The following is a 13,190-nucleotide window of genomic DNA, read 5'->3' on the forward strand; positions in this document are numbered from 1 at the left end:
CCACCACCATATGTAAGAAATGCTTTTATCATACAGTATAGACTATTAATTCATGGTTCAAAAGTAAATTTATTCACCATACGTATAGGACATTAGGACAAGTCAAGTTAGTGAATATAGGTAATCACTCCTGCTTCTTCGATAACATATCCACTAATGTTTCCCAAGTTTTATAGGCGCTAGAGCTTATTATGAATTTACGCTTCTCGAAATATAAATTTTAAAGTAGCAAATGAGAGGAGGCGTTTTATGAGGAAAACGTGGTTAGCTGGGGTGGTTGGCGCAGTTTTCATCCTATTAATTCCAGTGGTAGGGTCTGCTGCTGAGGAGGAAGGGTTGTTAGCAAAAAGTCCTGGTGAATCGGTAGTGAGTAAGTCTGTTGAGAAAGGGAAACAGGTGGAGGGAGAAGTTATTGTTAAATTTAAAGACAATACTTCCGTTTCCGCTCAAAGTACTGTCCTGGCCCAAGTAGGTGCAAACGTTAAAAAGGATGTCGATGCTGTTAAATCATCATTTTTGGTACTAGAGGTTGAGGATGTTGAGAAGGTTATAACAGCCTTGAACAATAATCCAACCATTGACTATGCAGAACCAAATTATATTTTAAGTGCTGCTTGGTCGCCAAACGATACGTACTTTAGCCCGAGCTATCAATATGGATTATTTAATACGGATGCGGATCTTGCTTGGGATGTAGCAAAAGGGAGCGCCAGCCAAGAGATTGCAGTTCTAGATACAGGAGTAGATTATACACATCCTGATTTAGATGGAAAGGTAATTCGTGGTTATGATTTCGTCCAAAATGATAATACCCCGTTAGACCAAAACGGACACGGTACACATGTTGCTGGTATTGCAGCTGCTGAAACTAATAATGGTACCGGTATTGCGGGGATGGCACCGAATACTAAAATTCTTGCTGTTCGGGTGTTAGATGCCAGTGGTAATGGATCATTAGCGGATATTGCGGATGGAATTACCTATGCTGCTGACAGTGGAGCAGAGGTTATTAATCTATCACTTGGTTGCAACTGTGCTACTCAAACATTGGAGAATGCGGTTAACTATGCATGGAATAGAGGGGCAGTAGTAGTTGCTGCGGCTGGTAATGATGGAGTTAGTACGACTTTTGAGCCTGCTTCTTATGCAAACGTAATTGCAGTTGGTGCTGTTGGATCTAATAATCGAAAGGCAAGCTTCTCTAATTGGGGTACTTGGGTAGATGTTATGGCTCCAGGTGTTGATATTGCTTCTACCTATCCAAGCAATCGCTACGTATACATGTCTGGCACATCGATGGCTTCGCCGTTTGTGGCAGGTCAGGCAGCATTACTTAAAGGCCAAGGAAAAAGTAATGCACAAGTGCGTGCAGCAATACAAAATACCGCGGATTACATGAGTGGTGTTGGCACATATGTACGATATGGTTTGATAAATGTATATGATTCTGTTCAATATTAATACTGTAGAAATTCGAGTTGAATAAGTTCTCTGCGTAAGAGTCAAAGAGAAGAAGCCTTCCATCCTGTTTTGGAAAAAAGCGCTTCTTCTTTTCTTATTTCTTATTTCTTTTTCCTAGCCAGTACATTACTCCAGCTAATATGACGCCTAAAATAATCCATAACCAAATAGGGATTCCTTTTTCAGCTGGTTCTGGTGTGGCAATAGGTTGCGTCCGTTCCACATAATCTTGAATCGCCCCATCTCCAATCGTAAAATCTTCCTCTAATTCTAACTTGGTATCGTTGGCTTGCATGACCAAGCTAGCATGATAAGTACCGCTTTCGATTGTTTTATAATTCCAAAGAATTGGATATTGTATCCGAGATTTTGGAGCCATTTTGAAAGGGTTGATTGTTCCTTCAAATAAAACTTCTCCATTTACCGTTTTAATCTGATAATTTCCCCTTACATCTTCTTGAATATGTTGTGCATCATTCGTCATCTCTATCGTAACGCTAGGGCCATCAGGATTGAATGATACATCTCCTAGAGTGTAATTTGGTTCCGTTTTTGTAGGTAAATCGAGCTGTATGGCGATGGAGTTTACAATTTCGGTATTCAAGATAAAATTTGCTTCGTCTTCTTGTGCTTCCTCTGATTTTTCAATCGGATTTCCTGCGGTAATGATTCGTATCCCACCAAGAATAGTTCCGGTATCTGCATCAGGTACTGTAATGGAAACGGGAATCTCTCGTGTTTCATTAGGTTGTAAGGTTAAATTGGATTCAACCTCGATATGTGGGGCTAGCTTAATGGCGTCCTCTAATAGAATGGTTTGGTCTGAGTCAATGGTTTGGCCATAAAGCATTCCACCTGAAGGATTCGTAAACGCATTCGCAGGCTCAATTTCTACGTGTAGTTCAGTATCCAGTTGATTGGTTAATTCAACCGCTACTGTAATTTCTTGGCCAGGTTCTGTAAGGAGGTGGAAATATCCTTTCTCATCGCCAATCTGATTATCTGGATAGATCGGCTCTATTAGTAATGGAATAGAATTTTCTTGGGCAGCTACTCTACCTCCGAGCAGACAAATAAAGACGAGTGTGACCAGTGTAAGATTGATTATTTTTTGCATTTTATGACCACCTTTCTTGAATTAGTGTTTCCAATACGAATAAAGAGTATGAAATATACGGAAACTATCACCACTAAAATGAAAGGTGTGAAAAAACATAATGGTTCGATTTAAGGGACACGAAATCCGTGACTTGGAAAATGGCTATACAGAAATACTTCTTCATCTTGATACATCACCAAGTGCCCTAGAGGAGTTTTCGCATGAGTTAGGTAATCGAGAAGATTTAGAGCTTCAAAAAGCCTCCATGGATTATGTAAAGAAAAATTTACCGCAAGTTAAATACAAAAAAATAAAGGTTATGATGGCTGGAGTAGTCGTTGCTACCATGCTAGGAACAGCTTTAGTAGTTCCAGGTGCAAGTAATCAAGCGTATGCCGCAGAGACAACTGTTGGAATAACAGGTGGAGAATTGGTACAAGCGACAACGCTTGATGTAGGTGTTTTTGATGCAGTAGTATTAAACGGTATTACACAAGATACACATGCTAGCATATCTGATTTTAATATTTCTGACCCACGTGGATCTGGTACAGGCTGGAATGTTGTCATGAAGGCATCGCCATTTACGAATGCAGATGGTGATACACTTCCAGCAGGTTCGTTAACTGTTTCAGCACCGTCTTTAACTACTGCTGATGCTGGTTCCTCGCCTGCTGGGGATATCACAACATCTAGTGGTACCATTGATAATGGTACTGGATCGACTATTATTTCGGCCGAATCGGGGCAAGGAATGGGATCCTATACGGTATCCTTTTTAGAAGACTCGCTTTCCTTACGAGTTCCAGCGGGTGCTTATTCCGGAACATATACCTCGACAATATCAGTCGAGATAAATAGTGGTCCTTAAGTTTTAAGTGCGGGAGTTAGGGTGTGTTTTCATTGCCCAACTCTCTTTTTTATTGTATTTTTAAGGGACGATACATAGAGAAGGTGGGGAGAATATGGTCTCGAAAATAGGAATTGATGCAGGAGGTACTTTGGTTAAAGTAGCTTATGAAGAGCAGAAACAATTGCATCTTAAAACATTTCCTACCCATAAAATAGACCAAGCTATTCAATGGTTGCAGGTTCAAGCGCCTTCAACTGAGCTCATTTTAACAGGTGGGCAGGCTGGGCACATTAAACGTATTAGCCGAAATACATGTCACTTAATAGATGAATTTCAAGCAGCAACTCTAGGTGCCAGATATTTATTGCACGTAGAAAAAGGTCTGACCAATGAGGATTTTGTGTTAGTGAATATTGGTACGGGAACTTCTTTTTTCCATGTTACACCGGATTCGTATGAACGTGTCTTAGGGACTGGAATTGGGGGTGGAACATTAATGGGGCTAGGAAGAGTGATTTCTGGAAAACAGGATTTTCATGAGCTGACCCTAATGGCTGAAAAAGGTGATAATCGAAATAGTGATTTATTAGTACGTGATATATATGCACCGGATGAACCACCCATCTTTGGGGATTTCACTGCTGCTAATTTCGGAAAAGCACATTTGAACGAACATGCTACTACGGATGATTATGTCGCTAGTCTCATGCAATTGATTGCAGAAACGATTATTTTACTTGCTGGTCAACTAGCATCGGAAAAGCAAGTGTCTAAAATTGTGTTCGTTGGTAGTACGGTTACTAATAACAAAGCATTACAAGCAATTTTACGTAATTCTCGTAAGTTAATGCCGTTTGAACCTATTTTTTTAGAAAAAGGTTCCCATGCAGGGGCGATAGGTGCTTTAATGGTTTAACCGGAACAGTAGACTTGTTCCGGTTTTATTCTTGTATCAAAGATGTCTAGCTCGCGTCACTGAGCGGGGTCTTGCGCTTTTGTTACGCAAAGTGTCCACCAATTTTTTTGCTGCGGTCTAATGTAATGCCGGCATCGGTATAGCTGCTGGCACGGAGGATTGCGGTTGTGCCATATTTATCACGAATAGCATCCATCACATAACCGATGTCGGTTTTCTTGGGACGATCCTCGAATAAATTTAATTGTGTTTCGCGCTTTTCAGCTAAATTGTCTAAGGTAACATAGACATGACGAATTGTACTTTGACCATCATAAAATTCGGCAAAAAGCTGCATGCAAATACGATACATATCCATGGTAACATTGGTTGGAATCGAAATGGACCTGGAGCGAGAGAAACCGCCGCCAGTTTCTTTGGAATAGGCAATGCCAAGATGAATAGTTTTCCCAATTTTTCCGGCAGTACGGGCTCTACGACAAACTTCCTCACAAAGATCTAATATACAAACAGCTACTTCATCCTTTGTATAATCACGCAAAAGCGAAATGCCATGTCCGAATCCTTTTTGCTCATGCTTTACAAAGTCACCAATTACAGGACTCAAGTCAATTCCCCATGCATGCCAGTAGAGTTGTTCCCCCATGACACCAAAGCGTTTTTTTAGATGATCTAAATTAAATCGAGCTAGTTGTCCGAGCGTAATAATTCCCATTCGATTGAGATTACGCTTCATGCGACTGCCGATTCCCCAAATATTCTCAACGGGAAATGGCCATAGCTTTTCTTCTACATCTTCATATCGACATTCTGCGATACCGACTTTTTTGGCGTGTAAATCCATCACGACTTTGGCTAAAAATTTATTGTCGCCGATTCCAATCGAGCAAGTGATGCCAAAGCTATCGAGAATATCTAGCTTGATTCGTTTTGCGATTTCCAGGTAGTCACCGAACAGCGTGTTCATCCCATCTAATGTAACCCATACCTCATCAACGGAGTATTGATGGATGGCTTCTTTTGGAACGTATTGATTAATTAGTCTTGTAATTTCAACAGAGACCTGCAAATAATCAGCCATGTGAGCTGGAACAATATGAATAGTTGGATCACTTGGTAATTCAAAAAAACGGCTGACATTGCTGATGCCATATGTCTGCTTTAGGGCTGGGGAAGCGGCTAAAACAATACTACCAGATCTATTTGGATCCCCAACCACTGCAAGCATGGTTTCCATCGGATCAAGTTCGAGTTTTACTGCCTCCACACTGGCATAAAAGGAACGCATGTCAATACAAAGCACATCATGACGCGGATAAGCAGAATAATCCAAGCGATTTCACCACCTAAACAGAACGTTTGTTCTTATTATATGCCGTTTAAATGGGATTATCAATGGAAATTTATTCAAGAAAAAAGAAATATTCCCGAAGCGGGTATGACGCACAAATGCGGATGTTATCTTGACAAAATTACTTAGTCCAAGGCTCCTTACTATGGCTATTTATGATAATGAATTTCGCCACCGATGATAGTCATTTCGATTTCGGTATCGAGTAGTTCATCGGGATGCTGCATTGTAAATGGATTATTCGATAAAACGGTCATATCGGCGAGCTTTCCGCGAGAAATAGTTCCTTTTAGAATCTCTTCATTAGTCGCATATGCTGTTAACTCTGTAAACAAACGAAAAGCCTCGTGTATTGATAAAACTTCTTTCGGATTCCAGCCTGCGTGATGATCACCAGGTGTTTTTCTAGTCACTGCTGCATGAATACCAAGTAATGGGTCAATAGGTTCTACTGGAGAATCTGAACCACCAGTACAAATGACACCATTATTCATGAGTGTCTTCCAAGCATAAGCAAGCTCCGCTCTATCGTCGCCAAGCCTTTCGATAATCCAAGGGAAATCACTAACAACAAATCTTGGTTGAATATCAACAACTCTTGACGGAATGGCTAACCGCTTTATCAGTTCCTTTCGAAGTAATTGCGCGTGAATAATTCTGTCACGATGTGAAACAGCTGGAAATAAGTCCAGCACATCCAAAACATTTTCAAGTGCTTGATCACCAATCGTATGGACCGCAATCGGCATGGAAAGCTCTCGTGCTTTTCGAACGATGTCGGTAAGTGTTGCTTGATCTAACATTGCTTCACCAAAGTTCTCAGGATCATCACTGTATGGCTCGGATAGAAGGGCAGTTCGGCGGCCGAAAGCACCATCCGCAAAAATCTTAATCGCACCAATTGTTAGGGTATCGTTACCATAACCAGCATACATACGAGCATCCCTTAAATCATCAATAAAATCATGATTGATTAAGAGATTAGTACGAAGCCCAAGTTTTTCATGGTTTAAAAGGGTGTCATAAATACGATACGTTTGCTCGAGTCCTCCTAGAAAAAGTGGATCATTCGTATGAACACTTGTTAATCCTTTTTTCATAGCAAAGTGAACTGCCTCTCGCATGGCGTTTAGTAATTCTTCATAAGACTTTTCTGGTATATGCTGCTGGAAAATTTCCGAGGCGGATTCTAAGATAAGTCCGGTAGGTTTTTTAGTTTGCTCATGTAAGACAATGGTTCCACCTTCTGGAATAGACATTGTAGGATGATAATGACATCTTTCAAGTGCCTTCGTATTCACGATGGCAGCATGTGTACAAATTCTTGTTAAGAATAATGGATTTCCAGGGGCTACAGTATCGAGCTCTTCAATCGAAGGAATAAAACCATCTGTAAATAGGTTCTCATCCCAGCCCCCACCAAGTAACCACTCATTGGGGGTTAACTTACTTGCTCGTTCCTGAATCCTTGTTAGCATTTCTTTTTTTGAAGATACGCCAATAAGATCAAGGTTCATAAACTGATTAGCGATTAAGGATAAATGTAAGTGACTATCTACTAAACCAGGAGTAACCGTTAATCCATTAAGGTTAATAACGTTAGTAGAAGGATTTTTCCAATGAAGTAGCATTTCACTTTCATGCCCCATATCAATAAACCGTCCATGTTCAATTACAACGGCTTGAACAAGTGGTTTACTTGGGTCGAATGTATAAAAGTTTGCATTTGTATAGATTTTTCTCACGGAGCATTCTCCTTAATAATGAATTTGGTTCAATTATGTTTTATGTACGTTCAATGATGGAAGAATAAAGTGTCAAATAAAGCGAATCACAAAATTTTAATTAATCATACTAATCCAGCCTGAGTTCGTCAATAAGAGCTTGACGAAGTTTCATTTACCGGGATTCATAGGAGAAGTAAATTAGAAAGAATTCATGCCAGTAAATAGAGCAGTAAATTCCTTGAGTTTTTATAATTGTTATTTTTGCGAGATTTGTTGTAATTTGACGATTCATCGATTATTATTAATTTTAGTACAGTCTGTAAATATAAAAAATTTCCTTTTCTATAGTACATATATATCATGGCTATTCGTAAATGGAATTACTAGAGCAATTGATACTGGGGGGCTAAAGAATGGCTAGAAAGTTTCGATTCAAAAAAATTAAGTTGAAGAAAGTTAAATTACGAGATATTAAAATTGGTTGGAAATATGGGATCACATTAGCTATTGTTCTTTTATTATTTATTGTAACATCCTATAAAGTATCTACTTCAATTATGGAAATTGGAGAGGGTATTGACGAACTTGAAATCAAGAGTGACATTGCAATGAACATTTCGGAGATGGGATCCTTAACCCGTAATATGAGTGTTTTCGTTATTTCCTATTTTCAGGAACAAGATCCTAGCTTTGTAGAAGAATTTACAGCGAATCAAGTCCAATACAATGAACTTGCAAGTGATGTTCGGATTCACCTAAAAACGGAAGAACAGAAGGAAATTTTCCAACAAATTTCTTCGAATAATCAAGAAATGTACCGAATTTTTACAAATTACATAGTATCAGCAATTGAGAACAATAATTTAACTTCTGCGGAATCGTTTGTGGAACAATCGAACGAACTTCGAGAAGAATCGGTAAGTTTATTAGATGAATTAGTTGTTACCGTGAATGCTGAGAGGGAAGATGCCATTAGTAGTGCAAAAGATGCACAACAGGAAACATTTGTGTCATTAGTCGTGTCTATTTGGGTTTCGATTATCATCAGTGTTATCTTGGTGGTCCTAATTAGTCGTGTGATTTCACGCAACCTTAAAAAGGTAGTCCAAGTAAGTAATCAAATTGCAGAAGGTGACTTAACTGCTACGAAGGTCGATTATGAAGGTAATGATGAAATTGGGCAGTTAGCTGCTTCGATTAGTAAAATGAGTACGTATTTAACAACCATTATAAAACAAGTATCAACGGTATCTCATACGGTTACCGGTCAGAGTGAAGCACTAACACAATCTGCTAATGAGGTACGAGCAGGGGCAGACCAGATTGCGAGTACAATGCAGGAGCTTGCAGCAGGTTCTGAAAAACAAGCAGATAGTGCAAGTAACTTAGCACATACAATGCATAGTTTTTCTTCCAAGGTTCAAGAGGCAAATGTAAATGGGGAACGAATTCAACAATCCTCAGAATCTGTACTGGACTTAACAGGACAGGGAACACATTTGATGCAAGCATCTGGTGAACAAATGACGCGAATTGACCATATCGTACAAGAGGCTGTATCCAAAGTACAAGGTCTAGATGAAAATTCAAAAGCCATCTCGCAACTAGTTTCTGTTATTCAAGATATTGCTGATCAAACCAATTTACTAGCGTTAAACGCTGCTATTGAAGCAGCACGTGCTGGTGAGCATGGAAAAGGATTTGCGGTTGTTGCAGATGAAGTAAGAAGATTGTCAGAGCAAGTATCCGTATCGGTTACCGATATTACAGGGATTGTGAAAAAAATCCAATCCGAAACAAGCTCGGTTACTCAGTCATTAGAAGAAGGTTATCAAGAAGTACAACAAGGTACGAAGCAAATTATCACAACGAGTGAGACGTTTACCGATATTAGTAAAGCCGTTACCGATATGGTCGAAAATATTAAAGTTGTAAAAGATAATTTAATTGAAATTGCTGCCACTACCAACGAAATGGGTACTTCCGTTGAGGAAATCGCAGCTATTTCTGAGGAGTCAGCTGCTGGAATTGAGCAGACGTCTGCATCTTCTCAACAAACAAGTAGTTCGATGGAAGAGATGACTGCAAGCTCTGAGGAACTTGCTAAATTAGCTGAAGAACTAAATTCGTTAATCAGACAATTTAAGCTATAATATGGAAAAATAGATCATGCTATTTTTTAGCAGATCTATTTTTTTATATTGACATAAAAAGTGTACTGATTTATAGTGAACCTAATAAAAGTCGGAAAGGGTGTTACTTGGGCAGATGTTAAATTAATCCTATTTTTAATTGTGATTTGAATAATTGTATGTTAATGAAGGTGACTATCCTTTATTTGGCGTGCAATTAATTCGTACACACGAAGAATAGGATTAGGATCTGCACGAGTAAACACTATTTATTAAGTTTATTTGGCATAGCAATGACTTCCTATTCTTTGTGGTAGGGAGTTTTTTTGTACCAAAAAACGGGGTGATAACATGATTTTATTAGAGGCACAACAGATTGTTTTTGAAATAAATGGAAAAGAAATTATAAACACGGAACACCTACAGATTCAAAAAGGGGATGTAATTGGAGTTGTAGGAAAGAATGGCAGTGGTAAAACATCGTTAATCAATATATTAACGAATCATGAAACAGGATTTCACGGCACAATCAAAACAGAAGCAAGTGTAGAGCTGCTACCACAATTAAAAACGACAGATACAACGCAAAGTGGTGGAGAAGTAACGCAAACGTACATTAACGAGGCTATTGCCAATAAATCGGATATCTTATTTGCCGATGAGCCGACGACGAATCTCGACCAACAGCATATTGAAAAGTTAGAGAATCATTTAAAGCGCTGGAACGGTGCAGTTGTTATTGTGTCCCATGATCGTGCTTTTTTAGATGCTCTTTGTAACATTATTTGGGAGGTAAAAGACTCTAAGGTAACCGAATATAAAGGGAATTACACTAGCTATCAACAGCAAAAGAAACAAGAAATCGAAAAGCAAGAGAATGACTATAAGAAGTATGTATCTAAAAAGCGGCAGCTTGAGCAAGCATTAGAGTTGAAGAAGAAAAAAGCAGCTAGAGCAACTAAAAACCCAAATAAAAGGAATGATTCAGATGCAAATCAAATGGGCTCTAAGCCATATTTCGCAAAAAAACAAAAGAAGCTTGAAACAACTGCTAACGCAATCAAAACTAGAATTGATAAGTTAGAAAAGGTAGATAAAGTAAAAGAAGAGCCACCATTAAATATGAATGTGATAAATGAGGAGCTGCTTGGAAACAAGCCAATCATTCGAGTAGAGGATCTACAAGGAAGTATTGGAAGTCGATTACTTTGGAACAAAACCTCTTTCCAAATTCATGCTGGCGATAAAGTTGCGATTATTGGTAATAACGGTACCGGTAAAACAACGTTTATTCGAAAATTAATATCACAGGAAAAGGGAATAACCATTTCTCCAGCAGTAAAGATGGGGTATTTTAGCCAGAATTTGGATGTATTATCGATAAATAAATCAATCCTGGAAAACGTTAGTCATTCATCATCACAAGAAATTTCCTTAATTCGCACGGTTTTAGCAAGGTTGCACTTCTATAAGGATGACGTCAATAAACCAGTCCATGTTTTAAGTGGTGGAGAACGAGTGAAGGTTGCCTTTGCAAAGATTTTCTTAAGTGATATTAATACCATTGTTTTAGATGAGCCTACTAATTTTTTGGATATTATAGCGATGGAAGCATTGGAATTACTCTTAAAGGAGTACAAGGGTACTGTAATTTTTGTCTCACATGATCGGAGATTTATTGAACATATAGCAACTAAAGTTATTACTTTACAGAATCAAAAGATGGAATTATTTGATGGGGATTATCATGCTTATCGTAATTTTGAACCGCAATCCTTAGATGAGTTAAAACAGTCATTAATGGTCATTGAAACTAGATTAACTGATGTGTTAAGTAGACTAAGTATTAATCCAGATCCTGAATTGGAAAAAGAATTTCAAGAATTGTTGAAGAAAAAGAAAGAATTAATAGGAAAAGGAAAGCTATAGATATCTATAGCTTTCCTTTTCCATTGCTAATTGATATGTATGGATGCCTTGCATGCACGGGCTTCCACGAAAACTAGTTTTTTAAATGGGTTGAATTTCTTGCCCTTTATCTTGGAGTGATATCTAGAAGAAAACCTGTGGATGGTAGTGAAAGCAGGCGAATACTGCTTTGCGAGGAGTAGGCAAGAAAAAGGCGTACAGGAAAAACCTTACTTTTTAGTCCAAGGGTCTGGATGCTCCTCGTTAAAAGGAGAAATTAACCCATCTGTACTAGAAGCTAAAACAGTTGTTGAGAATCCTGTAAACATAATTACACATGAAAACAGCATACAAACAATAAATCTTTTCATAGTTCATTCACCCCCTTTCAGTATGATACTTTGTATCATTTACTAGCATTTGGTAATAGGTTGCAGCTAGTTTGTACTTTCTGTTATCGAAATAATAATCGGATAGAATTTTAATATAAGTTGCTTCTTGGTAGTATAATTGCTTCTCCCTAAAGAAAGGTATAATATGGTCAATGATTAATGATTCAAAGGAATTATTAATGCCATTGATTAAGTACTGGTAAACTTGAAATTCATATACAAAAATGGATTCTGATGGATCAAGATTTTTAGATAAATTAAAACCTAAATCTAACCACACCTTTGCATTTTCCATATCATTAAGTTTGTAGTATTCCTTCATAAGACTTGATATTGGTATTAATTTACTTTGTAAAGAACTATCGATACGTAGCTCGTAATTTTTTAAAAAATAATTGATAGCTTCCAGTGATTTTCCACTGCTTGAATATACATTCCCTAAATTTTGGTAGCATAATATTAGTTGCTCTTTATTTTCGTTTTTTTCAACAAGACGTATAGCATACTGATAACATTCTGTTGCTTTTTCTAAATCATTCAGTCTCCTGTACGAAATCCCTAAAAGAATATGACAATCGGCGCATTTTTTTAAGTTATAATTCTTTTGGTAATAATCAAGTGCACGAATAGTATAAAGTATGCATAAATGAGGTTCCATACATTTACTCGCCGCTGAACCAATCAGATAATATAGGCTATATATTTCCTCTAATTGATGAAATATATCGGACTTACTATATTTTTCAGCTTCTTGATAACATTCCAAAGCTTTTCTGTAGTTTAGCTGTGTGTAATGGTAGTTTCCAAGAAATTTTAGATAATAGTATTTTTCGGTTTCGGTAAAACGATTGGAGCTTTTTTGCAGAGATAGTGCTAATTTTTCAGCCTCGGTTTTATCGCTGATAAGATTAAAATAATGTAACTTATGTATTTCAATAAGAGAAAGGAGCTTTTTATCAATTGCAGTCGTTAAATTATGCTTTAGTTTATTATAAAGTCTAATTGACTCGTCAACGTTTGCTTGCATAATGTGATAAAACCATCGCAATACATACTGGTCATTTATCGTGTTATCTGGCTTCAGTGGATCTAGTTTTAATTTCTCCCCAAGTAGTTCAACAATTTCTTTTGGTGGTTCGGCAGTGCCGTTTTCTATTTTTGATAAATAAGATACCGAAATAATTCCGCTTGCTAGTTCGGTTTGTGTCATATTTAATCGTAATCGATTAATTCTAATTGCTTGTCCAAGATCAATCCCCATGTTTTCCCCTCCATGGTTTTCATTATAATCAAAATCAAGTTGGAAAACTAGACAATAATTATAATATTCAATAAAAGGTGTAAATCTGTA

10 protein-coding genes are annotated in these 13,190 nt (G+C 37.7%); 5 read left to right on the forward strand and 5 right to left on the reverse strand.

Translation table 11 applies throughout. The annotated features are described in order from the left end of the window. Positions 1–249: 249 nt before the first annotated feature. A complete protein-coding gene (locus tag JF53_RS12045) occupies positions 250–1,461 on the forward strand; it encodes a S8 family peptidase (RefSeq protein WP_047982206.1) in 1,212 nt (403 codons plus the stop codon). Positions 1,462–1,555: 94 nt separating this feature from the next. Here JF53_RS12045 and JF53_RS12050 read toward each other — a convergent pair whose 3' ends face one another. Beyond that, positions 1,556–2,578: a DUF916 domain-containing protein gene (locus JF53_RS12050; RefSeq protein WP_047982205.1), complete on the reverse strand. Its 1,023-nt coding sequence runs from the start codon at positions 2,576–2,578 to the stop codon at positions 1,556–1,558. A gap of 100 nt (positions 2,579–2,678) precedes the next feature. Between JF53_RS12050 and JF53_RS12055 the strand changes: the two genes are divergently transcribed. Together JF53_RS12055 and coaW are read left to right on the forward strand one after the other, a co-directional pair. Continuing rightward, on the forward strand, positions 2,679–3,431 hold the full coding sequence (locus tag JF53_RS12055; protein ID WP_047982204.1) for a WxL domain-containing protein: 753 nt from the start codon (positions 2,679–2,681) through the stop codon (positions 3,429–3,431). A 94-nt stretch (positions 3,432–3,525) separates the two neighbouring features. Next, positions 3,526–4,329, forward strand: a complete 804-nt coding sequence (coaW, locus tag JF53_RS12060) for a type II pantothenate kinase (RefSeq protein ID WP_047982203.1) — start codon at positions 3,526–3,528, stop codon at positions 4,327–4,329. An 82-nt stretch (positions 4,330–4,411) separates the two neighbouring features. Here coaW and JF53_RS12065 read toward each other — a convergent pair whose 3' ends face one another. Together JF53_RS12065 and JF53_RS12070 are read right to left on the reverse strand one after the other, a co-directional pair. Continuing rightward, entirely contained in the window at positions 4,412–5,662 is a 1,251-nt protein-coding gene (locus JF53_RS12065; RefSeq protein ID WP_047982202.1) for a DNA polymerase IV, read from the reverse strand. Between the two features lie 167 nt (positions 5,663–5,829). After that, entirely contained in the window at positions 5,830–7,425 is a 1,596-nt protein-coding gene (locus JF53_RS12070) for an amidohydrolase (protein WP_047982201.1), read from the reverse strand. A gap of 395 nt (positions 7,426–7,820) precedes the next feature. Here JF53_RS12070 and JF53_RS12075 point away from each other — a divergent pair, with 395 nt between their 5' ends. Together JF53_RS12075 and abc-f are read left to right on the forward strand one after the other, a co-directional pair. After that, the gene (locus tag JF53_RS12075; protein ID WP_047982200.1) at positions 7,821–9,560 is read left to right on the forward strand and encodes a methyl-accepting chemotaxis protein; all 1,740 of its coding nucleotides are present in this window, start codon (positions 7,821–7,823) and stop codon (positions 9,558–9,560) included. Positions 9,561–9,890: 330 nt separating this feature from the next. Then, positions 9,891–11,468 carry a ribosomal protection-like ABC-F family protein gene (abc-f, locus tag JF53_RS12080; RefSeq protein ID WP_047982199.1) on the forward strand — a complete coding sequence of 526 codons (1,578 nt, stop codon included), beginning with the start codon at positions 9,891–9,893 and terminating at the stop codon, positions 11,466–11,468. 209 nt (positions 11,469–11,677) lie between these two features. Here abc-f and JF53_RS17505 read toward each other — a convergent pair whose 3' ends face one another. Further along, the gene (locus JF53_RS17505) at positions 11,678–11,818 is read right to left on the reverse strand and encodes a hypothetical protein (RefSeq protein WP_157052508.1); all 141 of its coding nucleotides are present in this window, start codon (positions 11,816–11,818) and stop codon (positions 11,678–11,680) included. Positions 11,819–11,825: 7 nt separating this feature from the next. Beyond that, positions 11,826–13,100: a tetratricopeptide repeat protein gene (locus tag JF53_RS12085; RefSeq protein WP_047982198.1), complete on the reverse strand. Its 1,275-nt coding sequence runs from the start codon at positions 13,098–13,100 to the stop codon at positions 11,826–11,828. Positions 13,101–13,190 lie beyond the last annotated feature (90 nt).

Source organism: Ornithinibacillus contaminans (genome assembly GCF_001038425.2).
In the GTDB taxonomy this organism is placed as follows: domain Bacteria; phylum Bacillota; class Bacilli; order Bacillales; family Amphibacillaceae; genus Ornithinibacillus; species Ornithinibacillus contaminans.